Consider the following 25,500-nt stretch of genomic DNA (forward strand, 5'->3'; position numbering starts at 1 on the left):
ACATGCGCAAGCTCCTCACCCGCCTGCGAGGTGACGCGGGTATGAACACCGCCGAGTACGCGGTGGGCACCCTCGCCGCGGTCGCCTTCGCCGGGATCCTGCTGAAGGTGCTGACCTCCGGCAACGTGCAGTCCGCGCTGACCGCCGTCATCGACCGGGCCCTGAAGTGATCGGGCGCCGGCGGGCCGGCCGTGGTGGCCGGTCGCTCCACCCGCTCGACGTGTCGGCCGAGCCCGCCCGGAACACCGTCGGCCGCCGGGCCGGGGCGGTGTGGCGCCTGTGGCGCTCGCGGGTGGCGTGCGAGCGGGGCTCGTTCACCGCCGAGTTGGCGGCCGGCCTGCCGGCGCTCATGCTGCTCCTCGTCGCCGGGCTGACCGCGGTGAACGCGGTGGGTACCCGGGTCGCGTGTGTCGACGCGGCCCGGGAGGCGGCTCTCGCCGCGGCCCGGGGCGAGTCCGGCACGGTCGCCGGAACCCGGTACGCCCCGGACGGCGCCGAGGTCTCGGTGACGGTGGCCGGTGATCGGGTCACGGCGACGGTCCGGGCACCGGTCCGTACGTTCGGTACGCGGCTGCCCCGGCTGGTCGTGTCGGCGGAGGCGGTGGCCGCAGTGGAACCCGGCGCACCGGGCCCGGTGCCGTGAGAGCCGGCAGCTCTCCGGCCGACCCGCCCTCACGCCGGTTCATTGTGGAAGGGTTGCCGGTCACGATCAGGCTCGGGGCTGGCGGGCGGGTCCGTGGGGAGTACGGGGAGCCTGTCGTGAGGACGTCCTCGGCCGACCGAGGCGGCGCGACCGTGTGCCTGCTGGCGATCGGAATGGTGTTCGTACTGGTCGGGGTGTTCGGTGCCGCGATCGGGGCGGCCCGGTGCGCGCGGCATCAGGCCCGCAACGCGGCGGACTTCGGTGCGCTGGCCGGTGCCGGTCAGGTACTCGACGGAGTCGACGCCGCCTGCGTTCGCGCGGCCGACCTGGTCTCTGCCAACGGCGGCCGGATGACCGGTTGCCGGATCGACGGACTGGACCTGATCGTCACGGCGCAGGTACGCGTCGCGCCGCTGCCGGGGCTGACCCGGGACGCCACCGCGACGTCCCGGGCCGGGCCGGGCCGGGCCGATCCTGACCCGTGAAACCGTGCCTGAGCCGAGAGCCGGACCGTGCCGAGATCGAGAGCCGGGCCGGGAGGGAGAGCAGGGCCGAGAGAAGCCCAGAACCGGGGCCCGGCTCAGCGGGTGAACCGTCGGGCCAGATCAGCGGGACTGGAGGGCGTCCAGTCCGACCGCCATGGCGATCACCAGCCGGCGGTCGATCTGCGGGTGCTGGATCTCCACCGAGTACCGGTCCCGCAGGCCCCATTTCCGGTCGACCGAGAACACCGGCTGGCCGCCCGCCATGAAGTCGAAGTGGTACGGCAGCCAGGAGAGCGAGTCGACGAACCGGCGCAGCAGCGCCACCGGCAGGCTGCGCTCCTGCCCGGTGGCGGGCGGCAGGCCGGGCTGCTCGACGTGCCACGTCGAGCGCAGCAGCGACTGGGCGAAGTCCTTGCGGAACAGGCCGATGGGGTTGCCCGCGTGATCGGTCACGTCGTAGGTGGCGCCGAGGTCGAGCCGCTGACGGGCCTTGAAGCCGAGAAGGGGGTACTGCTTGGAGTCATCGGTGTAGATGGTCACCTGCTCCTTGAAGGCGAGCCGCTTCTGCTGCGCGAACGCGAGCAGCCCACCTTCGGAGCCGTCGGGCGCGACCGAGTGCACCTCGTACTGGTTGACCATCATCCGGAGCCGTTGACGGATGATGAACCGGTGCTGGGCCTGCAGGTTGTCGGGCGACATGGGATCTCCTTCGAGGGGTCGCCGGAGTCTTGCACAGCAGGCCGGCCACCGCTCGCCCGAGCGCGCCACCCCTGCGGGACGAGCGGTCGCCGCACGCAGGACCCGCGCGGCGGCACGCCGCGCAGGCCGTGTCGCCGTACCCCGAACGGCAGGCGCAAGGTCAACGACCGCCGTCGACCGTGGCCTTCATCGCCCAGGTGTTCAGCACCTGGTGGATGCCGCGTAGACGCTCGTTGATCTGCTCCAGCCGTTCCGCCTGGGCGAGCGTGGCCATCGCGGTGCCCAGCGCTATCTGCTGGTCGGGAGTGAGGTTTTCCTGGTCGATGGTGTAGAGCAGCTCGACGGTCTCGGCGATCGTGTCGGCCACGGCGGCACCTCCGGCGGGACGGGTCTCGGGTCACCTGTGCGCTACCGGAAATGATGCATGGAAGCGCTCCCATACATCAATGCCCCGGCGGCCCTGCCCTCATGCACCCGTCCCACCAACCAGACACCTGGGCACCCGCGGAGCCGCACGGCCCAGCTTGATCGACACCAGTTCGGGGAAGTGGCGGGATCCAGCACCTGTCGATACCGCAACCTCCCCGTAGTTGCGGCGGGCAGCCCCAACCGCCCCGGCGCGGTCAGGCGGGTGGGGCACCGGCCGCCTGAGCTGGGCGGGCCGCCCGGTCGTCCTGCCGGGGCAACACCTCGCCGCGCTCCGGGCCGCCCGAGTCCGGGCCGGTGCCCGCCTCCGGGCCGGTGCCCGAGTCCGGGCCGGCCACCGCCTCCGGGCCGGCCACCGCCGCCTCGCCGCCGACCGTGGCGAGGTTGGTCAGCACCACGTCGAGGACCTTCACGGCCTCCGCCTTGGCCAGCGGGTTGTTGCCGTTGCCGCACTTCGGGGACTGGACGCAGGACGGGCACCCGGTCTCGCACCCGCACTCGGCGATCGCATCCCGGGTGGCGCGCAGCCAGGCGGCGGCGGTGCCGTACGCCCGCTCGGCGAAACCCGCGCCGCCGGGGTGACCGTCGTAGACGAAGACGGTGGGTGCCTCGGTGTCCGGGTGCAGGGCGGTGGACAGCCCGCCGATGTCCCACCTGTCGCACGTCGCCATCAGCGGCAGCAGACCGATGGCGGCGTGCTCGGCGGCGTGCAGCGCGCCCGGCACGTCCGCCGCCTCGACACCGGCGGCGGTCAGCGACTCGGGGGAGAGCGTGAACCACACCGCGACGGTGCGCAGTTCCCGGGCGGGCAGGTCCAGCGGGCGGGTGTCGATCACCTCGCCGGTGGCGATGCGCCGCCGCTGGTACGACACCACCTGGCTGGTCACGTCCACCTCGCCGAGGAACAGGCCGACCGGTCCGGCGTCCACGTACGAGCGGACCGACACCACCGACAGCGAGGTCACGTCGCGGGCGTGGGTGGACCAGTCCGGCTCCTCGGCGTGCACGAGCGCGCACCCGTCGGCCAGGTCGAGCGAGTCGACCACGTACGAGACGCCCTGGTGCAGGTAGACCGCGCCGGTGTGCAGCAGGAAGTGCGCCGACCCGCCGTCGACGGTGCCGAGCAGCCGGCCGGTGGACTCCTCGACCACGCACACCGGGGCGCCGCCCTCGCCGCGCAGGTCGACCTCGGGGCGTTCCCGGTGCCGCCAGTACCAGCCGGTGGGCCGCTGCCGCAACGCCCCCGCCTCGACCAGCGAGTCCACCGCCTCCTTCGCGCCCTCGCCGAACAGGTCCAGGTCGGCGGGGGTGAGCGGGGACTCGTGGGCGGCGCAGGCGAGTTGCGGCGCGAGCACGTACGGGTTGGCCGGGTCGAGCACCGTCGCCTCGACCGGCCGCCCGAACAGCGCCTCCGGGTGGTGCACCAGGTAGGTGTCGAGCGGGTCGTCCCGGGCCACCAGCACGGCGAGCGCCTCGTCGCCGGAGCGCCCGGCCCGTCCGGCCTGCTGCCAGAGTGACGCGCGGGTGCCGGGCCAGCCGCAGATCAGCACCGCGTCCAGCCCGACCAGGTCGACGCCGAGTTCGAGCGCGTTCGTGGAGGCGAGCCCGAGCAGGTCGCCGTGCAGCAGCGCCCGTTCCAGCTCGCGGCGTTCCTCGCGCAGGTAGCCGGCCCGGTAGGCGGCCACCCGGTCGCCCAGCCCGGGTACCGCCTCGTCGAGCGACCGCCGGGCGTTCGCGGCGACCACCTCGGCGCCCCGGCGGGACCGCACGAACGCGAGCGTGCGTACCCCCTCGACCACGCTGTCGGCGAGCAGGTCGGCGGTCTCCCGCAGCGCGGAGCGCCGGACCTGGACGAGGTCGGCGTCGACGGACGAGTCGGTGGGCGGCAGCAGAGGCGGCTCCCAGAGCGCGAACGTCACCCCGCCGCGCGGCGACGTGTCCTCGGTGACGGCGGTGACGGGCAGGCCGGTGAGCCGCCCGGCCGCCGCCGCCGGGTCACCCGACGTGGCGGAGGCCAGCAGGAAAACCGGTGTACGCCCGAAGCGCGCGCACTGCCGCCGCAACCGCCGCAGCACGTGCGCGACGTGTGAGCCGAAGACGCCCCGGTAGGTGTGGCACTCGTCGACCACCACGTACGCGAGCCGGCGTAGGAACCCGGACCAGTGGGCGTGCCCGGGCAGGATGCCGTGGTGCAGCATGTCCGGGTTGGTCAGCACGAACCGGGAGTGCCGGCGGATCCACTCCCGCTCGGCGCGTGGCGTGTCCCCGTCGTAGGTGGCGGGGCGTACCCCGTCGAGTTCGAGACCGGCGACGGCGCGGAGCTGGTCGGCGGCGAGCGCCTTGGTCGGCGCCAGGTAGAGCACCGTGGCGCGCGGGTCGGCGAGCAGCGTGCTCAGCGCGGGAAGCTGGTACGCCAGGGACTTGCCGGACGCCGTGCCGGTGGCGACCACCACGTGCCGGCCCGCGTACGCCAGCTCGGCGGCCTCGGCCTGGTGCCGCCACGGGGCGGTGACGCCGCGCCGCGCGAACGCCGCCCGCAGTTCCTCCGGTGCCCAGCCGGGCCACCCCACGGGCTCGCCGGCGCGGGCCGGGACGCGTTCGACGTGGGTGACCGGGTCGGTGGGGTGACGCAGCCGCAGCCGGCGCAGCAGCTCGCCCGGCGCACGCCGCGGGCCGGGGCTGTGGTCGGTCACGTCCTGCACTCTCGCACTGGTGTTCGGAATTGGGAACCGCAGGGTGGGGGTATGGGGAGGGCGTGGCCGGTGACCCGAGAGGGCCGCGCGGGGGGATGGTTAGATGCCCAGGAGAGTTTACCGAGGAGGGACCGATGGAGCTGTCGCTGGCGACCCGCACCGTGGGGGAGCACACGGTGCTCGAGGTCGGTGGTGAGGTGGATGTCTACACCGCCCCCCGCCTGCGGGAACGGCTCCTGGAGTTGATCGACGGCGGGGCCCGCCACGTGGTGGTCGACCTCGGCCGGGTGGACTTCCTCGACTCGACCGGGCTGGGTGTGCTCGTCGGCGCGCTCAAGCGGCTGCGCTCGGCCGGTGGCTCCTTCGCGCTGGTCTGCGACAAGGAGCCGCTGCTCAAGATCTTCCGGATCACCGCCCTGGACCAGGTCTTCCCGCTGCATCCGACGGTCGACGCGGCCATCGCCGCCGACTCCACCGGCGCGTGATGGCGACCGTCAAGCTGTCCTTCTCTCCGGCCCCGGTGCACGTGCGCACCGCCCGCCTGGTCGGCGTCGCGGTGGCCCGGCGGGCCGGCGTACGCGAGGACCTGCTGGACGAGGTGCGCCTGGCCATCGGTGAGGCGTGCACCCGGGCGGTCGCGCTGCACCGGCAGTACGGCCTGGCCGATCCGGTGTACGTGGAGATGTCCGACGGTGGCGGCTACACGGTCCGGGTGGTGGACCGGGCACCGATCGAGGCGGGCCTCGGCCTGGCCGCGCTCGGCCCGGACGAGCTGGCCAAGGAGTCGCTCAGCGAGGACGCGCTCACCACCGGCGTGGGCTTCGCGCTGCTCGCCGGTTTCGTGGAGGATCTCCAGGTCCGCCCGGTCGACGACGGCGTCGGCACCGAGGTGCGGATGTCCTGGCCGGCCGGCCGCGCCTGACCCGAAACGCACACGCAAGCCGCGTTCCCCGAGGGGGAGCGCGGCCTCGTCGTATTGGCCGCGCCATATATCAGATTTCTTCGCATAACACAGTTACGAAGATCATCGAGACACGGTGCCCCCTCGGTGTGACCTCCGCCACGCCGGAGGGCTACAGTACGCGGGTTGTCAGCAAGTGATCCCATCCCGTAGCCGGCGGGAACGGGAGTTCATCGCTGGTCCGCCGGGGTGGGTTGGCGCGCGCTTGCGAGTCCGCATCCAGGCGTCGGCCCGTGCGTCTCCACAGGTCGGCGCGAGTTGTTCGGTACAGGAGGACATAGATGTCCGGGACCTTGGCCGCCGACGGCGGCGCACTGTCCCTTACCGGAGCCAACGTGACGTACGTCGTCATCGCCGCGGTCATCGCGCTGGTGGCGCTCGTCTTCGCGGCCGCCCTCACCAGGGCGGTCCTGGCGGCCGGTAAGGGAACCACCAACATGCAGGAGATCTCCGGCGCGGTGCAGGAGGGCGCGTCGGCGTACCTGCTGCGGCAGTTCCGCACACTGGCGATCTTCGTGGTGATCGCCGTCGTGCTGCTCTTCCTGCTGCCGGTGCACGACACCGACGGCAACGAAACGCTGGTGAAGGTCGGCCGCTCGGCGTTCTTCGTGGTGGGTGCGCTGTTCAGCGCGTTCATCGGCGGCGCCGGCATGTGGCTGGCCACCCGCGCCAACCTGCGGGTGGCGGCGGCCGCACGGGAGCGGGAAGGCGGGCGCGAGGGCGCCATGAAGATCGCCTTCCGCACCGGCGGCGTGGTCGGCTTCCTCACCGTCGGCCTCGGCCTGTTCGGTGCGGCGCTGGTCGTGCTGATCTTCCGGGGTGACGCCCCGACCGTGCTGGAGGGCTTCGGCTTCGGCGCCGCGCTGCTCGCCATGTTCATGCGGGTCGGCGGCGGCATCTTCACCAAGGCCGCCGACGTCGGCGCCGACCTGGTCGGCAAGGTCGAGCAGGGCATCCCGGAGGACGACCCGCGCAACGCCGCCACCATCGCCGACAACGTGGGCGACAACGTCGGCGACTGCGCCGGCATGGCCGCCGACCTGTTCGAGTCGTACGCGGTCACGCTCGTCGCGGCGCTGATCCTCGGCCGGGCCGCGTTCGGCGAGACCGGCCTGGTCTTCCCGCTGATCATCTCCACCATCGGCGTGCTGGTCGCGATCGTCGGCGTGTTCATCACCCGGCTGCGCGCCGGCGACCGCAACGGCCTCACCGCGATCAACCGGGCCTTCTACCTGTCCGCGCTGATCGCCGCGGTGCTCGTCGCGATCGCCGCGTTCGCGTACCTGCCGGCCACGTTCGCCGAGCTGGAGGGCGGGCTGACCGACGTCGACCGCAACCCGCGGCTGGTGGCCATCGGCGCGGTCGTGATCGGTATCGTGCTGGCCGCCGCGATCCAGGCGCTGACCGGCTACTTCACCGAGACCAACAGGCGCCCGGTGCAGGACATCGGCAAGAGCTCGCAGACCGGCGCGGCCACCGTCATCCTCGCCGGCATCAGCGTCGGCCTGGAGTCGGCCGTCTACTCGGCGCTGCTGATCGGCGCCGGCGTCTTCGGCGCGTTCCTGCTCGGCGGCAGCTCGATCACGCTGTCGCTGTTCGCGGTCGCGCTGGCCGGCACCGGCCTGCTCACCACCGTCGGCGTCATCGTCGCGATGGACACGTTCGGCCCGATCTCCGACAACGCGCAGGGCGTGGCGGAGATGTCCGGCGACATCGACGAGCACGGCGCGCGGACGCTCACCGAGCTGGACGCCGTCGGCAACACCACGAAGGCGATCACCAAGGGCATCGCGATCGCCACCGCGGTGCTGGCCGCCACCGCGCTGTTCGGCTCGTACACCGACACGCTGCGCTCGGCGTACGAGGACGCCGGTGTGGGCGACGTCGGCACCGAGATCCTCAACTCGCTCAACGTGTCCAACCCGCGCAACCTGGTCGGCCTGATCATCGGCGCGGCTGTGGTGTTCCTCTTCTCCGGCCTGGCCATCAACGCGGTCTCCCGCTCCGCCGGGGCCGTGGTGATGGAGGTACGCCGCCAGTTCCGCGAGCTGCCCGGCATCATGGACCGCACCCAGCGGCCCGAGTACGGCAAGGTCGTGGACATCTGCACCCGGGACGCGCAGCGCGAGCTGATGACCCCCGGTCTGCTGGCCATCCTGGCCCCGATCGCTGTCGGCTTCGGCCTCGGCCCGGGCGCGCTGGCCGCGTACCTGGCCGGCGCGATCGGCGCGGGCACGCTGATGGCGGTGTTCCTGGCCAACTCCGGTGGCGCCTGGGACAACGGCAAGAAGCTGGTGGAGGACGGCGCGTACGGCGGCAAGGGCTCCGACGCGCACGCCGCCACCGTCATCGGCGACACCGTCGGCGACCCGTTCAAGGACACCGCCGGCCCGGCGATCAACCCGCTGATCAAGGTGATGAACCTGGTCTCGCTGCTGATCGCCCCGGCCGTGGTGGCCTGGAGCGTGGGCGACGACAAGAACAACCCGCTGCGCATCACGATCGCCGTGGTCGCCGCGCTGATCATCGCGGCCGCGGTGGTGTTTAGCAAGCGCAAGGGTGTGGCGATGACCGACGAGGACAGCGGGGCCGGCACGCCGGACCAGCGTCCGGAGACGGTGAACGCCTGATCGCACGCGACGGTTCCCGGCCGGCCCCGGCCGGCCGGGAACCCCGTGCCCGGCAAACCTGAGCGGTGGCGGTTCCGCCCGGAGGTCGTACGCTGCTTCGCATGCGTACGCGCCGGGCGGCAACCGCCGGAAAGCTCACGGTGGTCCTGGCCACGCTGGTCCTCGTGGTCACCGGGTGCGGTGGCGGTCCCAGCCCTCGCGTCTGGGCGGCGTCGGTGTGCCAGGCGCTCGCCCCGTGGCGGGCGGAGATCTCCAAGCTGACCAGCAGCACGCAGCAGCAGATGACCGCGCAGACCACCCCGGCTCAGGCCAAGGAGAACCTGGTCCGGCTCTTCGCCGGCGCCGAGCAGGCCAGCGAGACGGCCCGGCGCAAGGTCGAGGAGGCGGGCGTGCCCGAAGCCGAACGCGGCGCCGAGGTGTCCGCCGGGTTCCTCGGGTCGCTGAGCAAGATGCGCGACGCGTACGGCCGGGCCCGGGGCGCCATCGACCGGCTCGACACCGCCCAGGCCGGGCCGTTCTACGACGGCGTGCGCGCCGCCGTGGACACGCTCAACAAGGAGTACGACGCGAGCGCGCTGGACACCAGCAAACTCAACTCGACCGAGCTGAAAGAGGCCTTCGACGAGGTCCCGGAGTGTCGCTGACCCCTCCCGCCCCGAACCCCGCCCGCCAGCCCTCACTGTTCTCCACCGAGGCGGCCGATCCGGCCCTGGCGGATCTCGCCGGCCTGCTCGCCGGGCCGGGTGAGGTGGGGCGGATGGGCGGCACCGCCCGCATCTCCGTGGTGGTCGACGCCGCCTGGCGGGTGCACGTGCTGGTGGCCGAGCTGGGCGCCCGGGGCGTGCCGGCGAGCTGGGAGCCGACCGAGGACGGGCGGCACCGGGTGCGCACCGCGTACACGAGCATGCTGGCACCGCTGGCGCGGGCCTGGCTGCGCGGCGGCGTGAAGCGGCCGCCGGCCCGCTTCCACCTGGACGGACGGCGGCTGCGGCTCTGGACGGCCGCAGCCGGCGCGGCCGAGCCGGCCAGTTTCCGGCTGCGGCTCGGACCGGCCGACGAGCCGTCCTGGCCGGTGGTCCGGGCCGCGCTGGCGGCGGTCGGCCTGCCGGCCGCGTTCGTGGAGCCGGACGAGGGTGGGCCCGCGTTCCGGATCGGCGGGCGGCGCATGTCGCGGCTCGCCGAACTGGTGGGGGAACGGCCGGCGACGGCGCCGGCGGCGGAATGGCCGGGCTCGCCCGGCTGACCGTCCGGTGTCCGAAGCCGGACACCCGGCGACGGCTGCGCCGGGTGTACGCGATCGTCACAGTGACCCGCCTGTCGCCCTACCCACGGTGTACCGTGACGCCGTCCGGCAGGGTGCGGCCGGCGGTCGCCGGGAGGGCGGCCCGTTTGCCGCCCACGAAACCCGGAACGCGGACGGCGCGTTACGTTGGACATCCGGACCGCCTGTGGTCCGGGTGACGCAACACGGCCCGAAGCGGGCATGGCGTAGGAGTGAGGTCGGGGAGAGACGTGCCGAGCAACGCTGGAACCACCCGTCTGGTCATCGTCGAGTCACCGGCGAAGGCCAAGACGATCTCGGGCTACCTCGGCCCGGGGTACGTCGTGGAGGCCAGCTTCGGCCACGTCCGGGACCTGCCCCGCAACGCCGCCGACGTCCCGGCGAAGTACAAGGGTGAGCCGTGGGCGCGCCTCGGCGTCGACGTCGACAACGGCTTCCACGCCCTCTACGTGGTGTCGCCCGACCGCAAGCAGCAGATCAGCAAGCTGGTGAAGCTGGCCAAGGAGGTCGACGAGATCTTCCTGGCGACGGATGAGGACCGCGAGGGCGAGGCCATCGCCTGGCACCTGGTGGAGACGCTCAAGCCCAAGGTGCCGGTCAAGCGGATGGTCTTCCACGAGATCACCAAGCCGGCCATCCAGGCCGCCGTGGCGAACCCCCGGGAGATCGACCGCGACCTGGTCGACGCCCAGGAGGCGCGGCGCATCCTCGACCGCCTCTACGGCTACGAGGTCTCGCCGGTGCTGTGGAAGAAGGTCATGCCGAAGCTGTCGGCGGGCCGGGTGCAGTCCGTGGCGACGCGGATCGTGGTCGAGCGGGAGCGCCAGCGGATGGCGTTCCGCACCGCTGAATACTGGGACATCCTGGCCACGCTCGCCGTGGCGAAGCCGGGCGAGGGCCCGCGCACGTTCAACGCCACGCTCGTCGCGCTGAACGGTGACCGGATCGCCACCGGCAAGGACTTCGAGCCGACCACGGGTCGTGTTCGCGCCGGTGCGGGTGTCGTCCACCTCGACGAGGGCGGGGCCCGAGGGCTCGCCGCCCGCCTGGCCGACCGGCCGTTCACCGTCACCCGGGTCGAGGAGAAGCCCTACCGCCGCCGCCCGTACGCGCCGTTCATCACCTCCACGCTCCAGCAGGAGGCGGCCCGCAAGCTGCGGTTCTCGTCGCAGCAGACGATGCGCACCGCGCAGCGCCTGTACGAGAACGGCTACATCACCTACATGCGTACCGACTCGGTGAACCTGTCCGAGACGGCCATCGCGGCCGCCCGCCGGCAGATCGTCGAGCTGTACGGCGAGCGCAGCGTGCCGCCGGAGCCGCGCCGCTACACCGGCAAGGTGAAGAACGCGCAGGAGGCGCACGAGGCGATCCGCCCCGCCGGCGACAACTTCCGCACCCCGGGCGAGGTGGCCAAGGAGCTGTCCGCCGAGGAGTTCAAGCTCTACGAGCTGATCTGGCGGCGCACCATCGCCTCGCAGATGACCGACGCGGTCGGCTCCAGCGTGTCGGTGCGCATCCGCGCCGTCTCCTCCGCCCAGGAGGAGGCCGACTTCGGCGCGACCGGCAAGACCATCACCGACCCGGGCTTCCTGCGCGCGTACGTCGAGTCCAGCGACGACGAGAACGCCGAGGCCGAGGACGCCGAGCGGCGGCTGCCCACGCTGGTCAAGGACCAGCCGCTGACCGCCGACGAGCTGGCCGCGCAGGGCCACCACACCCAGCCGCCCGCCCGCTACACGGAGGCGTCGCTGGTCAAGGCCCTCGAGGAGCTGGGCATCGGCCGGCCCTCCACGTACGCGTCGATCATGCAGACGATCCAGGACCGCGGGTACGTGGTGAAGCGCGGCCAGGCCATGATCCCGTCGTTCCTGGCGTTCGCGGTGATCGGGCTGATGGAGCGGCACTACCCGCGCCTGATCGACTACGACTTCACCGCCAGCATGGAGAACGAGCTGGACGAGATCGCCGGTGGTGACCACGCCGCCGTCGACTTCCTCACCTCCTTCTACTTCGGCAGCACCAACGGCACCGGCGACCAGGCCATCGCGCACGCCGGTGGCCTGAAGAAGCTGGTCACCGAGAACCTCAGCGAGATCGACGCGCGCAGCGTCAACTCCATCCCGCTGTTCACCGACGACGAGGGCCGCGAGGTCGTCGTCCGGGTCGGCCGGTACGGGCCGTACCTGCAGCGGGCGCTGCCCGGCTCGGTTGCGGGCTCGGCCTCGGTTCCGGCCTCGGGTGAGGGTGAGGGCGAGGAGAGCGGCTCGCAGGGTGACCGGGCGCCGATCCCGGAGGGCCTGGCGCCGGACGAGCTGACCCCGGAGAAGGTGCACGAGCTGTTCCTCGGCGGCGGCGGTGAGCGCAAGCTCGGCGACGACCCGTCGACCGGCGAGCCGATCCTGCTCAAGTCCGGCCGGTTCGGCCCGTACGTGGCCAGCGGCGAGCGCAAGTCGTCGCTGCTGCGCTCACAGACGCCGGACAGCCTCACCCTGGAGCAGGCGTTGCAGCTGCTGCGCCTGCCCCGGCTGATCGGCGTGGCCCCGGACGGCGCCGAGGTGTTCGCCAACAACGGCCGCTACGGCCCGTACGTCAAGCGCGGTGACGAGTTCCGCTCGCTGGACTCGGAAGACAAGATGTTCACCGTCACGCTGGACGAGGCGCTGGCGTTGCTGGCCGCCCCGAAGACGCGTCAGCGCCGGGCCGCCGCGCCGCCGCTGCGGGAGATGGGCAACGACCCGCTCACCGAGAAGCCGCTGGTGATCAAGGACGGGCGCTTCGGGCCGTACGTGACGGACGGCGAGTTCAACGCGTCGCTGCGGCGCGGGCAGACGCCGGAGGAGCTGACGCTGGAGCAGGCGTCGGAGATGCTGGCCGAGAAGCGCGCGAAGGGCCCGGCCCCGAAGAAGAAGGCCGCGAAGAAGGCCGCCCCGGCGAAGAAGACCACGGCCGCCAAGAAGACGACGGCCGCGAAGAAGACCACGGCGGCGAAGAAGACGACGGCCAAGAAGTCCGCCCCCAAGAAGGCGACCTCAACCCCGAACGAGTGACCCCTTCCAAGATCTGGTGGTTGTCCACAGGGGCGGCGAAAGGGCCGCGTCGGGGGCACCGTGGGTGGGTGGGGAACTCCTGGGCGGGGATGCGGCGGGCGCTGCCGTCGGATGACGCGGACGAACTGACCTGGCTGCTCTTCCGGCAGGAGGACGTGCTCAGCCTCCAGCAGGCACGAGCGCATCTCACGCGTAGGGCGATCCGCCACCGGGTGACGACGGGCCGGTGGCGACAGGCGCATCGCGCCGTTCTCGTCGCGCACAACGGCCCGGTCGGTCCCGGGCAACTCCGGTGGATCGCCGTGCTGGCGGCTGGCCCCACTGCGCTCCTGGGCGGCATGACTGCGGCTCAGGAGGGAGGGCTGCGTGGCTTCCCGCAACGGGTGGTCCACCTGCTCCTGCCCGCCACGACCCGTCGGTCACCGCTGCCGTCCGGTGTGCTGGCGCACCGGACGACCCACCTGCCCGATTCCGACGTGGTGCCGATCGCGGCGCCGCCCCGGACGGCGGCGGCCCGGTCGATCGTCGACGCCGCGCAGTGGGCACCGACCGACACCCGGGCCCGCGCGATCGTCGCGGCTGCCTTCCAGCAGCGGCTGGTGGGTGGCGACGACGTGCACGAGGTGGTGGAGCGGATGCCCCGGATCCGCCGACGTCGGCTGATCCTGTCCACCGCCACGGATGCGGCCGGGGGTGCGCACTCCCTGGGCGAACTCGACCTGCTCGATTTCGTCCGCCGTGCCGGCCTGCCCGAACCGAGCCGTCAGGTGGTCCGCCGGGACTCCGCCGGCCGGCGGCGCTACCTCGACGCGTACTTCGAGCAGTGGCGCGTGCACGTCGAGGTGGACGGCGGGCAGCACCTCGATCCGGCGCACGCCTGGGCGGACATGCGGCGGCAGAACGACCTGTGGGTCGAGGGCGACCGTGTTCTCCGGTTCCCCGCCTGGGTCCTGCGCGCCCATCCCGAAGAGGTGATCGCCCAACTCCGCGCCGCCCTGCGGGCGGCCGGCTGGCCGGGGTGACTGCCAGCCGAGATCTTGGAAGAAAACGGCCCCGATAAGGGCCCTTTCCTTCCAAGATCTCCTCAAGCGCCCAGGATCTGCGTCAAGTAGGGGTTCTGGAAGATGTTTGACGGGTCTAGGCGGGTGCGGACGGACTGGAAGTCGGCGAATCTCGGGTAGGCGCTCGCCAGGGACTCGGCGGTGCGCCAGTGGAGCTTGCCCCAGTGCGGGCGGCCGCCCAACTCCGTCGCCACCTCCTCGAACGCGCGGAAGTACGGCTCGTACGGCATGCCCACGTACTGGTGCACGGCGATGTACGCCGAGTCCCGCCCGTACGAGTGGGACAGCCAGATGTCGTCGGCGGCGGTGAACCGCACCTCGACCGGGAACAGCACCTTGAACGGCAGCCGGTCCACGATCCGGCGCAGCTCGGCCAGCGCGGTCGGCAGCGCCTCGCGCGGCAGGCCGTACTCCATCTCCACGAAGCGGACCCGGCGCGGCGTGCAGAACACCCGGTCGGAGCGCCCGGTGTAGGTGCGTTCGGTGAGCGCGCGGGCGGAGACGGCGCTGATCCGGGGTGCGAGGGCGGGTACGGCGCGGCCGAGGCGGCAGGCGCCGGCGAAGACGGTGTTGGAGAGGAATTCGTCGTCCAGCCAGCCGCGCCAGCCGGGCAGTGGCTGGTCGTCGGCGGGTACCCGGTCGTTGGTCTTGACCTGTACCCGGTCGGTGTACGGGAACCAGTAGAACTCGGCGTGGTCGTGCGCGTCGTAGAGGCCGGGCAGGTCGTCGAGCACTTCGGCGAGCGGGGCGGGGCGTTCGTGCGCGCGCAGCACGAAGGCGTCCACGCAGCGCAGGGTGACCTCGACCAGCACGCCGACCGCGCCGAGCCCGACGCGGGCGGCGTCGAAGACGTCGCGGTTCTCCTCGGCCGAGCAGCGCAGCACCTCGCCGGTGCCGGTGACGAGCGTCAGCCCGGCCACGAAGGTGGACAGGCAGCCCAGTTTCGCCCCGGTGCCGTGGGTGCCTGTGGAGAGCGCACCGGCGATGGTCTGGGCGTCGATGTCGCCCAGGTTCGGCATCGCGAGGCCGTGCCCGGCGAGCAGTTCGTTGAGCGTGTGCAACGTCATCCCGGCCGGTACGGTGACCAGGCGGCGCGCCAAATCGACGGTGACGTCCGTCTCCAGCGCGGCGAGGTCGATCCGGTGCCCGTCGGCGACGGCGGTGGCGGTGAAGGAGTGGCCGCTGCCGGTGGCCCGGATGGTCCGGCCCGCCGCGGCGGCCTGGCGCACCGCCTCGGACACGTCGGAGACGCTGTGCGGGCGCACGGTGAGGAGCGCGGTGCTGTGCTGGTTGCCGGCCCAGTTGGACCAGGTGGCGGTGGTACCGGTCATCGCGGCCACTCCTCGACATGAATATGAACTGAATTCATATCAGGAACGTTGTGCCTGGTAAATACCGCAATCGAGCCCGGCTCGTTGTACCGGTAGTCACAGACTCGTGACGTGCAGATATGTTCATCCGTCGAAGGGGGGTGGCGCCGAGTGTCCACACCAGCCGCCACGACCGGGCCGCTGCGTCGGGTACCGGTGCAGGGTCGAAGTGTCGCGCGGGTCCAGCGGATGCTGGACGCCTGCGCCGAGCTCGTCGACGAGGTGGGGTACGAAGGGCTGACCACGACCCTGCTCGCCGAGCGTGCCGAGGTGGCGATCGGGTCGGTCTACCAGTTCTTCCCGGACAAGCGGGCGATCGTGCAGGCGCTGACGCTGCGCACGATGGAGTCCTACCTCCAGCGGCTCGACGAGCGGTTCTCCTCGGACGACCTGACCCACTGGTGGGACGGCGTCGACGCGGCGATCGACGAGTACATCTCGATGCACCGCACCGTCCCCGGCTTCCGTACCCTGCACTTCGGCGACGTGGTCGACCTGCACCTGCTGGACGACCAGCGGGACAACAACGGGGTCATCGCGGAGCAGCTCGCCCGCGTACTCACCGAGCGTTTCGGCCTGGCCGGGGTGCCCGACCTGCGGTTCCACCTGGAGGTCGCGGTGGAGGCCGCCGATGCCCTGATCAAGCTGGCCTTCCGCCGCCGCAGCGACGGCGACGAGCGGGTGCTGGTCGAGGCGAAGGCGCTCATCCGGGAGTACCTGCACCGGCAGGTGAACGCCCCCACGGAGGCCGCCCACCAGGGCTGAGCGGCACGCCGAGCGGCGGGTTCCCGGATACGCCGGGGCCCGCCGTCGTCACGTCGCGGCATCTCAGAGGAAGGCGTGCCCCTCGCCCCGGTAGGTCGGCACGGTGGCGACCACCGCGTCCCTCTCGACCAGGTGCACCTCGTTGACGTGCTCACACAGCTCGCCCGCCTTGGCGTGGCGGAACCACACCCGGTCGCCGACGCGCAGGTCGTCGGCGGCCTTCCCGGCCAGCGGGGTCTGCACCTCGCCGGCGCCCTCCGCGCCGAGCAGCTTCAACCCTTCCGGCAGCCAGGGCCGCGGCAGCCGGCTGCTCGCCGCCTGGCCGGAGGCGATCCAGCCGCCGCCGAGCACCGTCGCCAGCCCGGGCGCCGGGCGGCGGACCACCGCGCAGGCGAAGAACGCCGCCGGGGTGGGCCGCCAGGCACGGTACGCGTCGAACAACGTCGGCCCGTACAGGCCGGAGCCCGCGGTGACCTCGGTGACCGCGGGGTCCGCGCTGGTGGCGGCCACGCTGCCGGTGCCGCCGCCGTTGACGAACTCCAGGTCGGCGTGCTCGCGTACCGCGCCGACCGCGGCCGAGCGGCGCGCGAGCAGTTCCCGGTACGACCCGCGCTGCGCGACCCGGATCGCCGAGCCGAGCATCGCCTGCCCGGGCGGTGCGTCGCCGAGGCCGGCGATCTGTGCCTCGTACGACATCAGGCCGACCAGCCGGAAGCCCGGCCGGCCGGCGACGGCGGCGGCGAGCGCGCCGGCCGCCGTGGCGCTGTGCACCGGGGAGCGGCGCACGCCGACGTGCACCCGGCCGCCCAGCGGTCGCCAGGAGGCGTCCAGGTCGAGGCAGATCCGCAGCGCGGGCCGGCGCGCGGGCGGGCACACCCGGTCGATCAGGTCGAGCTGTGCGGTGTCGTCGATCATGAGCGTGACGGCGGCGGCGAGCGCCGGGTCGGCGGCCAGGTCGGTGAGGCCGCCCCGGTGGGCCGTCGGGTACGCCACGAGCACGTCGTCGCTGACCCCGGAACGGACCAGCCACAGCGCCTCGGGCAGCGTGAAGGCCATCACGCCGCGCCACCCGGGCCGCTTGAGTGCCCGGGTCAGCAGCTCGCGGACGCGTACCGACTTGCTCGCCACGCGCAGCGGCTTGCCGCCGGACCGGCCGGCGAGCGCCTCGGCGTTGGCGTCGAACGCGGTGAGGTCGACCACCGCGTACGGCGGGTCGAGGTGAGCGGTCGCCCGGTCGAGGCGATCGCGAGTTCTGTCACGGTCGATGGCCACGGCTGCACGCTAACTGTCTGGACGGCAATGCGAAATACCCTCGCGTCTGTCCGGGCTGCGGGCGGTGGTCCCGGCGGCCTAGGCTCGGCGAGCAGGTGAATGTCGCGGGGGACGACCCTTCCTGCGCGACTAGAGTGTTCCACCGGGGATGCCCAGACCTGGGCCGGCACGTGGAGGTACGGCCATCGAAAGCCAGAACAACGGCGAGTCGCCCGGCGTGTCGTCGCCCGGGACAGCCGCCGACCACTCCGGCGTCGCCGCCATCCGCTCGGTGCTGCGCATCCGGCCGTTCCGCAGGCTGTGGATCGTCCTCAGCGCCGCCTCCTTCGGCGACTGGCTCGGCCTGCTCGCCACCGCGCTGTTCGCCGCGTCCCAGGTCTCCGGCAGCACCGCCCAGGGCGCCGCGTTCGGTGGCGTGACCGCGATCCGGCTGCTCCCGGCGCTGGTGCTCGGCCCGGTGGCAGGTGTGTTCGCCGACCGGTTCGACCGCCGGTGGACGATGGTCATCTGCGACCTGCTGCGCTTCGTGCTGTTCGCCTCGATCCCGCTGTACGCGCTCACCGGCGCCGCGGGCGGGCTGGTGGTCGGCTGGGCGCTGATCGCCACGTTCCTGATCGAGTCGATCACCCTGCTGTGGATCCCGGCCAAGGAGGCGGCGGTCCCCAACCTCATCCCGCGTACCCGGCTGGAGGCGGCGAACCAGCTCACGCTGATCACCACGTACGGCCTCACGCCGGTGGCCGCGGCCGTCGCCCTGGCCGTGCTGACCCGCGGCCTGCCCGGCGCGGTCGGCGGCGACCTGCCCGACTGGGCCGAGCCGGCCCAGCTCGCGCTCTGGTTCAACGCCCTCTCCCGGCTGGCCACCGCGCTCGTGGTGGCCCTCGGGATCAAGGAGATCAGCCAGGCCCAGCGCGCCGAGGCGGAGCGCACCGAGCAGAGCATGTTCCGGCAGTTCTCCGAGGGCTGGAAATACATCGGCCAGACCCCGCTCGTCCGCGGCCTGGTGCTGGGCATCTTCGGCGCGTTCGCCGGCGGCGGCATCGTGGTCGGCACCGGCAAGTTCTTCGCCAACTCGCTCGGCGCCGGTGACGCCGCGTTCTCGCTGCTGTTCGGCGCGATCTTCGTCGGCCTGGCGCTCGGCATCGGCCTCGGGCCGATGATCGTGCGGGACATGTCTCGCCGCCGCTGGTTCGGCATGAGCATCGTGCTCGCCAGCGCCTCGGTGCTGGTGCTCGCGTTCGCCATCCACCTGTCCATGGCCATCCTCGGCGCGATCCTGGTCGGCGCGGGCGCCGGCATGGCGTTCCTGGCCGGCACCACGCTGCTCGGCGGCGAGGTGGCCGACGAGGTACGCGGCCGCGTCTTCGCGGTGGTGCAGATCGGCACCCGGCTGGTGCTGATCCTGGCCATTGCGCTGAGCAGCCTCCTGGTCGGCGTCGGCGGTTCCCGCCAGCTCACCATCGCCGACCTGGGCATCTCCATCTCCTCGACCCGCCTGCTGCTGCTCGCCGCCGGCGCGGCCGGCATCATCGCCGGCATCAGCGCGTTCGGCCAGATGGACGACAAGAAGGGCGTACCGGTCCTCGCCGACCTCTGGGGCTCGATCCGGGGCCGTCCGCTGATGCCGGCCGAGCCGTTCGTGTCCAGCGGCCTGTTCGTCGTCTTCGAGGGCGGCGAGGGCGCCGGCAAGTCCACCCAGCTCGCCGAACTCGCCGAGCGGCTGCGCGCGCAGGGCCGCGACGTGGTGGTCACCCGCGAGCCGGGCGCCACGCCGGTCGGCGAGCGGATCCGCTCCCTGGTGCTCGGCACCACTCCCGGCGAGGCGCCGTCGCCGCGCGCCGAGGCGCTGCTCTACGCCGCCGACCGGGCGCACCACGTGGCCACCGTCGTCCGGCCGGCGCTCGTGCGCGGCGCGGTGGTGATCAGCGACCGGTACGTCGACTCGTCGCTCGCCTACCAGGGCGCCGGCCGGACGCTGCCGGTGGACGAGGTGTCCTGGCTCTCCTCCTGGGCCACCGGTGGCCTCAAGCCCGACCTGGTGGTGCTGCTCGACGTCGAGCCGCGGACCGGCCTGAGCCGGGTCGAGGACCGCAACGAGGGGACCGACCGGCTGGAGGCCGAGTCGCTGACGTTCCACGAGCGGGTCCGGTACGCCTTCCTCGACCTCGCCGCCGGTGACCCGAAGCGATACCTGGTGCTCGACGCGTCCCGCCCGATCGACGAGACCGCCGACGCGGTCGCCCGCCGGGTGGGCGAGCTGCTCACCGATCCGGCCGGCATCGTGCACCCCCGTCCGGCGCAGGGCCCGGACACCTCGGTCCAGCCCGAGTTATCCGACGCGGAGCTGGTGACGATGGAGCAACCCCGACGATGACCGACGTCTTCGGCGATCTGGTCGGGCAGGACGAGGCGGTGGCCATGCTGCGGCGGGCCGCCGCCTCGGCCGCCGCCCTGCTGCGCGCGCCGGTGACGGTGCTCGCGGGCGGGCACGACGACCTCGACGCGCTCGCCGAGGAGTACGACGGCGACCCGGCTCCGGCTCCGGCCGATCCCGGCGCCGGCATGACCCACGCCTGGATCTTCACCGGCCCGCCCGGATCGGGCCGCTCGGTGGCCGCCCGCGCGTTCGCCGCCGCCCTCGAGTGCGTGCACGGCACCGGCTGCGGGAGCTGCCCCGGCTGCCACACCACGCTCACCGGCACCCACGCGGACGTCCGCCTCGTGGTGCCCGAGGGCCTGTCCATCGGCGTCAACGAGATGCGCGCGCTGGTGCTGCGGGCGGCCAGCGCGCCCTCCGGCGGCCGGTGGCAGATCGTGATCATCGAGGACGCCGACCGGCTCACCGAGGCAGCCGGCAACGCGCTGCTCAAGGCGATCGAGGAGCCGCCGCCGCGTACCGTCTTCCTGCTCTGCGCCCCGTCCACCCACCCGGACGACATCTCCGTGACCATCCGGTCGCGCTGCCGCGTCGTACCGTTGCGGCAGCCGCCGCCCGCAGCGGTGGCCGAGGTGCTGGTCCGCCGCGACGGCGTCGCGCCGGACGTGGCCGAGTGGGCCGCTGCGGCGGCGCAGGGGCACGTGGGCCGGGCCCGGCGGCTGGCCCGCGACCCGGAGGCCCGGCAGCGGCGGGACGCGGTGCTGGCCGTACCGCGTCGGCTGACCGGCGTGGGCGCGGCGTTCGACGCGGCCTCGGCGCTCATCGAGGCCGCCGAGGCGGAGGCCGCCGCGTCAGTCGCGGAGATCGACGAGGCGGAGCGTACGGCGTTGCAGACCGCTCTCGGCGCGGGCGGCACCGGCCGGGGCGCGGCCGGCGCCATGCGCGGCGCGGCCGGTCAGCTCAAGGATCTGGAGAAGCGGCAGAAGTCGCGTGCCACCCGCGCCCAGCGGGACGCGCTCGACCGGGCCCTGGTCGACCTGGCCGGGTTCTACCGGGATGCGATCGTCATGGCGCTGCGGGCGCCGGTCGCCCCGGTGCACACCGACACCGCGTCGCTCGCCGGTGCGGGCGCGCAGAAGTGGGACGCCGAGGGCTCGCTGCGCCGCCTGGAGGCGGTGCTGGAGTGCCGCGCGGCGATCGAGGCGAACGTCAAGCCGCGGATCGCCGTGGAGGCGATGATGCTGGCCCTCTGGCGCGGCTGAGCCGGGCACTTCCGCACTGTCCACAGGGCATCGACACGTGCGATTGGCGTGCGGTACGGTCCGGTGATGCCGCGGTGACCGAGGCGGCACGCTCAGTGAAGGCCGGACCGGCCGGGAGGAGTCCGCCGATGCCGCGGGGCGAGATCGACGAGGCCTGGATCGAGGAGGCGGTGCGGCGCTACCGCCGGATCGAGAACCTGCAGGCCGAGTTCGACCAGGCGGTCGCGACGGTCGAGGTCACCGTCCGCTCGCCCGACGGGCTCGTCGAGGTGGTGGTGACCGCCGGCGGGCGCATCACCGACGTGCGTTTCCTCGGCCCGCTGCACCACCGCAGCCCGCGCGACGTGGCCGGTTCGGTGCAGGCCGCCGTGACGGCCGCCGCCGATGCGGCGCAGTGGGCGCGGGAGAAGCTGCACAACGAGACGTTCGCGGCCTACCGGCCGCTGGCGGGGGCCTGACATGGAGACGCTGCGTGCCCTGGCCGCCCGTCTCGACGAGGCCGGCGCGACCCTCGCCACCCTGTCCCGCACGGTGACCGCCACCGACCCGCCGCATCCCGCGTTCGGCGCGCACGCCACCGGCCGCCCCGGCGAGGTCGGCCGCGCACTGCACCGCCAGTGGACGCTTGCCACAGCCGACCGGGCACGCGAGGCGCAGGCCGCCGCCGTCCGGCTGGCCGCCGCCGCGGCGGCGCTGCGCAGCGCCGCCGACCGTTACGCCGCCGCCGACGACGCGGTCGCCCGGCGGCTGGCCCGGGAGGCCTGATGGACGCGCTCGACCGCCTCGCCGAGCCGGGGCTCGACCTGCTCGCCCGCGTCGACACGCTGCTGGCCGTCGGCGCGCCCGAGGGGCACCGGCTCTGGCCGCTGCTGCGCCGCATGCAGGTGCTTCCCGGCGCGGCCGTGCGCGAGTTCCTCGACCTGCATCCCGCGCCGCTGACCGGCGCCGGCCACGCGGTGCGCCGGCTCGTCCGGGGGTACGACGACACCTGTGCGCTGCTGGCCGACCAGGTCGCCTGGTCCGGCGCTGCCGCGTCGGCGTACGACGAGGCACGTGCCGCCCTGCTGCGGCACCTGGACGAGGGGCCGGACAGCCTGGTCGGGCGGCTGGAGTCGACGGCGGGCTACGCCGACGCGCTGGCCGGCTGGGTGGAGGGCAGCCGGGCGGCGCTGGCCCGGGCGCTGGCCGAGGTGCTGGGCTCGGCCGAGGCGGTCGCGGTGCACGCGGCGACGCGGCCCGGCGCCGAGGCCGGACGGGCCGGGGCGTCGGCGGCGGCCGAGATCGCGACGAGGGTCCTGGGTGTGCTCGGGGTGGCCTACGACGGCGCGGAGACGCTGCTGCGCCAGTGGGGGCCGAGCCTGGCCGAGACGCAGTGGCGGGACCGCGCCACCACCGCCCCGCGCTACGGCGGCACCACCCGGATCGGCTACTGACGGTCCACGGCGCCGCGCACCGGACCGGCCGTGGCCGGGTGACGGCGGCGGCGCCGTGGCCTTCCCCTGCACCCCCCGCAGGTATGCCTTCACTCAACGCGCCCGGGCGGTGTTTGTCAGGGGCCCGCCGGAGATTCAGCCGTCCGGGCGAGGCGATGGGGCCGGTTCGGCCGGGTCGAGGTCGATGATCGCTGCGGTGGGTGACCGGGCGGCGACAGGTGCGCCGTGCGGCGGTCGTCGATCCGCGTAGGGTGTGGCGTATGGGCATGCTCTGCGCGGTCAGCTTCAACCGGTACGGGCGCCTCTACTACCTCGACCCGGGCGAGCTGCGCCCGCAGGTGGGCGACCGGGTGCTGGTGCCCACCGACGAGGGGCCCGAGGTGGCCGAGTGCGTCTGGGCCGCGCAGTGGGTCAGCGAGGACACCGACAGCTTCCCGAAACTCGCAGGGATCGCCGGCGACGACGACCTGCGCCGCGACGAGATGCTGCGCCGGCGCAAGGCCGAGGCGAAGGTCGCCGCCAAGCGGCTGATCCGCGAACACGGCCTGCCGATGAAGGTGGTCGCCGTCGACCACGTCCTGGCCACGCCGGAGAACGGCAGTGACCGCACCACCATCTACTTCACCGCGCCGCACCGCGTCGACTTCCGCTCGCTGGTCCGCGACCTGGGCGCCACGCTGCACTGCCGGGTCGAGCTGCGGCAGCTGTCCGCCCGGGACTCCGCCCGCGTGCAGGGCGGCATCGGTTCCTGCGGGCGCGACCTGTGCTGCGCCACGTTCCTCACCGACTTCGAGCCGGTGACCATCCGGATGGCGAAGGACCAGGACCTGCCGCTCAACCCGCTGCGCATCTCCGGGGCGTGCGGGCGGCTGATGTGCTGCCTGAAGTACGAGCACCCGCTGTATCAGAAATTCCAGGAGTCGGCTCCGGCGGTCGGCAGCCGGGTGTCCACGCCGCAGGGCGAGGGCAAGGTGGTCGGCCACAGTGTCCCGCGCGACGCGGTGACGGTCCGCCTGGACGCCGACGGCTCCCGCTCGATGTGCTCCCGCGCGTCCGTGTGCGGTCCGAGACAGGCCCACGACCAGCACCACCCCCAGCCCTGACCCTCACCCTCACCCGAGCCCCCACCCGCCCCGCCCCCCACCCGCCCCCTCTCCGTCGATCATGAAGTTGGCGGTCGAAATAGTGATCGACTTCGCCGCTAACTTCATGATCGACGGGGAGAGTCGGCCGGGTGGGGTCAGCGGATGACGATGGGGGGCTCGGCCAGGCGGGGGGTCAGCGGGGTCTTCGGGGTCAGCCAGGAGGCGGTGGGGGACTGGTCGGGGTTCAACTGCCAGTCGTGCGACACCTTGTCGACGGCGATCGGGTAGATCGTCAGCGTGCCGTCGGGGTCGATCCGGAACCGCAGGAACGCCTTCGAGTCCTCGATGCCCTGCCCGGCGAACAGCTCGTTCAGGTTCACCCCGAACGCGCCCGCCACCAACAGGTAGAGCGCGACGAGCTGGCTGGCGACCAACCCGCTCACCGGGCCGTAGAGCACCACGGCGGCGACCGCCGGCAGCGGCCACGGCCAGTCGTAGAACGGCAGCTGCAACCAGACCCACGTGCCCCCGGCGGCGAGGGCGATCTGGGCCAGCCCGTGCGCCACCCCGAGGATCCAGTGCCGGGCGTGCCGTTTCCCGCCCGCCGTCGGTGGCTTGGCGAAGAACACCGCGCCCATCATCGCCACCACCAGCATGATCGCCAGCGGCACGCTGAACAGCCGCTGCTCGGTGGTGCCCACCCGCTGCACCGCCACCCCGGCCATCGCCAGCATCAGCAGCGTGTGCAGGGTGCCGAGCAGTGTGGTGAAACCCGGGTTGCGGAACGGCAGGCGGGCGAAGATCCCCCAGCCGTACCGGCGGGAGCGCGCCTTGTCCGGGTAGCGCGCGGCCAGGTCGTACTCCTGGGTGTTGCTGGCCCGGCGGGTCAGCGTGTCACGCGGCGGCACCTCCAGCGTCTCCGGCAGCCGGTGCGTGGGGTAGAGGTAGGCGCCGCCACCGCCGCACGTGATGAGCTGCCGGTCCGTGCCGGCATAGCGGGCGTAGTGGTGCAGGTCGCCGGAGACCAGCACCCGCACCTGCGCCCCGGTGGGCGCGACGAGGGTACGGATGAAGTAGTCGATCGAGTCGTACGCGTTGGGGTGGTCGACGGCCTTGACCCACGTCGGCGCCGGCACCGCCAGGATCACCTTGGACTCCGGGGTGAGCTTGCGGGCCACCTCGTCGAAGTAGGTGAGCTGCGGGTCGTCCAGGTACGAGCCGGACTGGTCGTCGAGGCCGAGCAGCCACCAGCCGGCCGGCAGCTCGACGGCGAAGTACGAGCGGGACTGGCCGGTGCCCCAGCCGCCGAAGTGCCGGTCCCGGGTGCGCACGAACAGGCGCAGGAACGCGGTCAGCCCGTCGTACCAGTCGTGGTTGCCGGGCACCGCGAACAGCGTCGGCTTCTCCGGCGGGGCGACAGGCAGCGCCGACTGGTACGGGCCCTTGCAGCGGTCCTCGTACGCCTCGTAGCCCGCCGCCGGGTAGACCTGGTCGCCGCCCATCACCAGCGTCTGCGCGCGGGGAAGGCGATGCCCGTCCACTGTCAGCTCCGGCTGGGCGAGCAGGTACGCCACCGAGTACGTGGCGTCGAAGCCGTCACCCAGGTCGGCCACGTAGTCCAGCCAGAGCCCGCCGTCCGGCCCGACCTGCCGGAACGTGCCGTCGCCGAACGCGTTCTGCAACTCGCGCTTGTCCAGGTACGCCCCGAACAGCATGGCCAGCAACGTCCGCAGGCCGGTGCTGATCAGCAGCAGCGGCGCGAGCCAGGGCACCGGCCGGCGCGGGGTGAAACCCAGCTCCCGGGGATCGATGCTGCGGGGGCGGCGGGTGGCCCGCTCGCCGGGATGCGCCTCGGGAGCCGGTGGTCGCGGCGGTTCGTCGGTCACCCGCCGCAGGGTAGTCCGGACCGGGCGCGAAGTCTCTCCCGTGGCGGGGCGGATGTGGCCCGGTGTCCGGGTTCGGGGGCAGGGGGATCCGGTTCGGCTTCCGGCGGGGCGTGCCGTACA

The 25,500-nt window shown here is 73.2% G+C and carries 23 protein-coding genes; 17 read left to right on the forward strand and 6 right to left on the reverse strand.

Going from position 1 to position 25,500, the window contains the following annotated elements; all coding sequences use genetic code 11:
• Nucleotides 1–2: 2 nt before the first annotated feature.
• The 3 genes from NMK34_RS02245 (at nt 3) to NMK34_RS02255 (ending at nt 1,128) form a co-directional block, all read left to right on the forward strand.
• Nucleotides 3–170 (forward strand): DUF4244 domain-containing protein, encoded by a 168-nt coding sequence (locus tag NMK34_RS02245; RefSeq protein WP_013283643.1) that lies wholly within the window; start codon nt 3–5, stop codon nt 168–170.
• A gap of 50 nt (nt 171–220) precedes the next feature.
• Nucleotides 221–643: a TadE family type IV pilus minor pilin gene (locus NMK34_RS02250; RefSeq protein ID WP_412098845.1), complete on the forward strand. Its 423-nt coding sequence runs from the start codon at nt 221–223 to the stop codon at nt 641–643.
• A 116-nt stretch (nt 644–759) separates the two neighbouring features.
• Entirely contained in the window at nt 760–1,128 is a 369-nt protein-coding gene (locus NMK34_RS02255; protein WP_318332011.1) for an Rv3654c family TadE-like protein, read from the forward strand.
• Nucleotides 1,129–1,248: 120 nt separating this feature from the next.
• Here NMK34_RS02255 and NMK34_RS02260 read toward each other — a convergent pair whose 3' ends face one another.
• The 3 genes from NMK34_RS02260 to NMK34_RS02270 form a co-directional block, all read right to left on the reverse strand.
• Nucleotides 1,249–1,827: a hypothetical protein gene (locus tag NMK34_RS02260; protein ID WP_091414614.1), complete on the reverse strand. Its 579-nt coding sequence runs from the start codon at nt 1,825–1,827 to the stop codon at nt 1,249–1,251.
• 160 nt (nt 1,828–1,987) lie between these two features.
• The gene (locus NMK34_RS02265; RefSeq protein WP_269702775.1) at nt 1,988–2,194 is read right to left on the reverse strand and encodes a hypothetical protein; all 207 of its coding nucleotides are present in this window, start codon (nt 2,192–2,194) and stop codon (nt 1,988–1,990) included.
• 256 nt (nt 2,195–2,450) lie between these two features.
• Nucleotides 2,451–4,988, reverse strand: a complete 2,538-nt coding sequence (locus NMK34_RS02270) for a DEAD/DEAH box helicase (protein ID WP_412098939.1) — start codon at nt 4,986–4,988, stop codon at nt 2,451–2,453.
• A gap of 92 nt (nt 4,989–5,080) precedes the next feature.
• On the opposite strand from NMK34_RS02270, the gene NMK34_RS02275 reads away from it, so the two are divergent.
• The 7 genes from NMK34_RS02275 to NMK34_RS02305 all read left to right on the forward strand — a co-directional run bounded on the left by NMK34_RS02275 (nt 5,081) and on the right by NMK34_RS02305 (nt 13,891).
• Nucleotides 5,081–5,431 carry an STAS domain-containing protein gene (locus tag NMK34_RS02275; RefSeq protein WP_187691961.1) on the forward strand — a complete coding sequence of 117 codons (351 nt, stop codon included), beginning with the start codon at nt 5,081–5,083 and terminating at the stop codon, nt 5,429–5,431.
• Entirely contained in the window at nt 5,431–5,868 is a 438-nt protein-coding gene (locus tag NMK34_RS02280) for an ATP-binding protein (RefSeq protein WP_013283650.1), read from the forward strand. The genes NMK34_RS02275 and NMK34_RS02280 overlap by 1 nt, the downstream gene beginning before the upstream one ends.
• A gap of 320 nt (nt 5,869–6,188) precedes the next feature.
• Nucleotides 6,189–8,537 carry a sodium-translocating pyrophosphatase gene (locus NMK34_RS02285; RefSeq protein ID WP_318332013.1) on the forward strand — a complete coding sequence of 783 codons (2,349 nt, stop codon included), beginning with the start codon at nt 6,189–6,191 and terminating at the stop codon, nt 8,535–8,537.
• A gap of 101 nt (nt 8,538–8,638) precedes the next feature.
• Nucleotides 8,639–9,181 (forward strand): hypothetical protein, encoded by a 543-nt coding sequence (locus NMK34_RS02290; protein ID WP_318332014.1) that lies wholly within the window; start codon nt 8,639–8,641, stop codon nt 9,179–9,181.
• Nucleotides 9,172–9,780, forward strand: coding sequence for a hypothetical protein (locus tag NMK34_RS02295; RefSeq protein ID WP_318332015.1), 609 nt, complete (start codon nt 9,172–9,174; stop codon nt 9,778–9,780). Before NMK34_RS02290 ends, NMK34_RS02295 begins: the two co-directional genes overlap by 10 nt.
• A gap of 269 nt (nt 9,781–10,049) precedes the next feature.
• The gene (topA, locus tag NMK34_RS02300; RefSeq protein ID WP_318332016.1) at nt 10,050–12,869 is read left to right on the forward strand and encodes a type I DNA topoisomerase; all 2,820 of its coding nucleotides are present in this window, start codon (nt 10,050–10,052) and stop codon (nt 12,867–12,869) included.
• A 68-nt stretch (nt 12,870–12,937) separates the two neighbouring features.
• Nucleotides 12,938–13,891, forward strand: a complete 954-nt coding sequence (locus tag NMK34_RS02305; RefSeq protein WP_318332017.1) for a DUF559 domain-containing protein — start codon at nt 12,938–12,940, stop codon at nt 13,889–13,891.
• 62 nt (nt 13,892–13,953) lie between these two features.
• On the opposite strand, the gene NMK34_RS02310 is transcribed toward NMK34_RS02305, so the two are convergent.
• The gene (locus NMK34_RS02310; RefSeq protein ID WP_318332018.1) at nt 13,954–15,270 is read right to left on the reverse strand and encodes a D-arabinono-1,4-lactone oxidase; all 1,317 of its coding nucleotides are present in this window, start codon (nt 15,268–15,270) and stop codon (nt 13,954–13,956) included.
• A 219-nt stretch (nt 15,271–15,489) separates the two neighbouring features.
• On the opposite strand from NMK34_RS02310, the gene NMK34_RS02315 reads away from it, so the two are divergent.
• Nucleotides 15,490–16,065, forward strand: a complete 576-nt coding sequence (locus NMK34_RS02315; protein ID WP_318336253.1) for a TetR family transcriptional regulator — start codon at nt 15,490–15,492, stop codon at nt 16,063–16,065.
• A gap of 63 nt (nt 16,066–16,128) precedes the next feature.
• Here the strand turns inward: NMK34_RS02315 and NMK34_RS02320 are convergent, their stop codons facing one another.
• Nucleotides 16,129–17,337, reverse strand: coding sequence for an amino acid deaminase/aldolase (locus tag NMK34_RS02320; RefSeq protein ID WP_318332019.1), 1,209 nt, complete (start codon nt 17,335–17,337; stop codon nt 16,129–16,131).
• A 217-nt stretch (nt 17,338–17,554) separates the two neighbouring features.
• Here NMK34_RS02320 and tmk point away from each other — a divergent pair, with 217 nt between their 5' ends.
• The 6 genes from tmk (at nt 17,555) to NMK34_RS02350 (ending at nt 23,512) form a co-directional block, all read left to right on the forward strand.
• Nucleotides 17,555–19,711, forward strand: coding sequence for a dTMP kinase (tmk, locus tag NMK34_RS02325; protein ID WP_318332020.1), 2,157 nt, complete (start codon nt 17,555–17,557; stop codon nt 19,709–19,711).
• Nucleotides 19,708–20,976 (forward strand): DNA polymerase III subunit delta', encoded by a 1,269-nt coding sequence (locus tag NMK34_RS02330; RefSeq protein WP_318332021.1) that lies wholly within the window; start codon nt 19,708–19,710, stop codon nt 20,974–20,976. Before tmk ends, NMK34_RS02330 begins: the two co-directional genes overlap by 4 nt.
• 128 nt (nt 20,977–21,104) lie before the next feature.
• Nucleotides 21,105–21,434 carry a YbaB/EbfC family nucleoid-associated protein gene (locus NMK34_RS02335; protein ID WP_013473591.1) on the forward strand — a complete coding sequence of 110 codons (330 nt, stop codon included), beginning with the start codon at nt 21,105–21,107 and terminating at the stop codon, nt 21,432–21,434.
• Between the two features lies 1 nt (nt 21,435).
• Nucleotides 21,436–21,741: a hypothetical protein gene (locus NMK34_RS02340; RefSeq protein WP_018788783.1), complete on the forward strand. Its 306-nt coding sequence runs from the start codon at nt 21,436–21,438 to the stop codon at nt 21,739–21,741.
• On the forward strand, nt 21,741–22,409 hold the full coding sequence (locus tag NMK34_RS02345; RefSeq protein WP_318332022.1) for a hypothetical protein: 669 nt from the start codon (nt 21,741–21,743) through the stop codon (nt 22,407–22,409). The genes NMK34_RS02340 and NMK34_RS02345 overlap by 1 nt, the downstream gene beginning before the upstream one ends.
• Before the next feature lie 260 nt (nt 22,410–22,669).
• Entirely contained in the window at nt 22,670–23,512 is an 843-nt protein-coding gene (locus NMK34_RS02350) for a regulatory iron-sulfur-containing complex subunit RicT (protein ID WP_318332023.1), read from the forward strand.
• 137 nt (nt 23,513–23,649) lie between these two features.
• Here NMK34_RS02350 and NMK34_RS02355 read toward each other — a convergent pair whose 3' ends face one another.
• Entirely contained in the window at nt 23,650–25,380 is a 1,731-nt protein-coding gene (locus tag NMK34_RS02355) for a metallophosphoesterase (protein ID WP_318332024.1), read from the reverse strand.
• Nucleotides 25,381–25,500: the final 120 nt, after the last annotated feature.

It is taken from the genome of Micromonospora sp. BRA006-A (assembly GCF_033433935.1).
GTDB lineage: Bacteria > Actinomycetota > Actinomycetes > Mycobacteriales > Micromonosporaceae > Micromonospora > Micromonospora aurantiaca.

What these genes read in the sequence shown, in the direction of transcription:
- NMK34_RS02280 (WP_013283650.1), top strand. Translation starts at nt 5,431, where the DNA reads ATGGCGACCGTCAAGCTGTCCTTCTCTCCGGCCCCGGTGCACGTGCGC.
- NMK34_RS02330 (WP_318332021.1), top strand. Translation starts at nt 19,708, where the DNA reads ATGACCGACGTCTTCGGCGATCTGGTCGGGCAGGACGAGGCGGTGGCC.
- NMK34_RS02345 (WP_318332022.1), top strand. Translation starts at nt 21,741, where the DNA reads ATGGACGCGCTCGACCGCCTCGCCGAGCCGGGGCTCGACCTGCTCGCC.
- NMK34_RS02350 (WP_318332023.1), top strand. Translation starts at nt 22,670, where the DNA reads ATGGGCATGCTCTGCGCGGTCAGCTTCAACCGGTACGGGCGCCTCTAC.
- NMK34_RS02315 (WP_318336253.1), top strand. Translation starts at nt 15,490, where the DNA reads ATGCTGGACGCCTGCGCCGAGCTCGTCGACGAGGTGGGGTACGAAGGG.
- NMK34_RS02275 (WP_187691961.1), top strand. Translation starts at nt 5,081, where the DNA reads ATGGAGCTGTCGCTGGCGACCCGCACCGTGGGGGAGCACACGGTGCTC.
- NMK34_RS02285 (WP_318332013.1), top strand. Translation starts at nt 6,189, where the DNA reads ATGTCCGGGACCTTGGCCGCCGACGGCGGCGCACTGTCCCTTACCGGA.
- NMK34_RS02260 (WP_091414614.1), bottom strand. Translation starts at nt 1,827, where the DNA reads ATGTCGCCCGACAACCTGCAGGCCCAGCACCGGTTCATCATCCGTCAA.
- NMK34_RS02335 (WP_013473591.1), top strand. Translation starts at nt 21,105, where the DNA reads ATGCCGCGGGGCGAGATCGACGAGGCCTGGATCGAGGAGGCGGTGCGG.
- NMK34_RS02290 (WP_318332014.1), top strand. Translation starts at nt 8,639, where the DNA reads ATGCGTACGCGCCGGGCGGCAACCGCCGGAAAGCTCACGGTGGTCCTG.
- NMK34_RS02340 (WP_018788783.1), top strand. Translation starts at nt 21,436, where the DNA reads ATGGAGACGCTGCGTGCCCTGGCCGCCCGTCTCGACGAGGCCGGCGCG.
- NMK34_RS02245 (WP_013283643.1), top strand. Translation starts at nt 3, where the DNA reads ATGCGCAAGCTCCTCACCCGCCTGCGAGGTGACGCGGGTATGAACACC.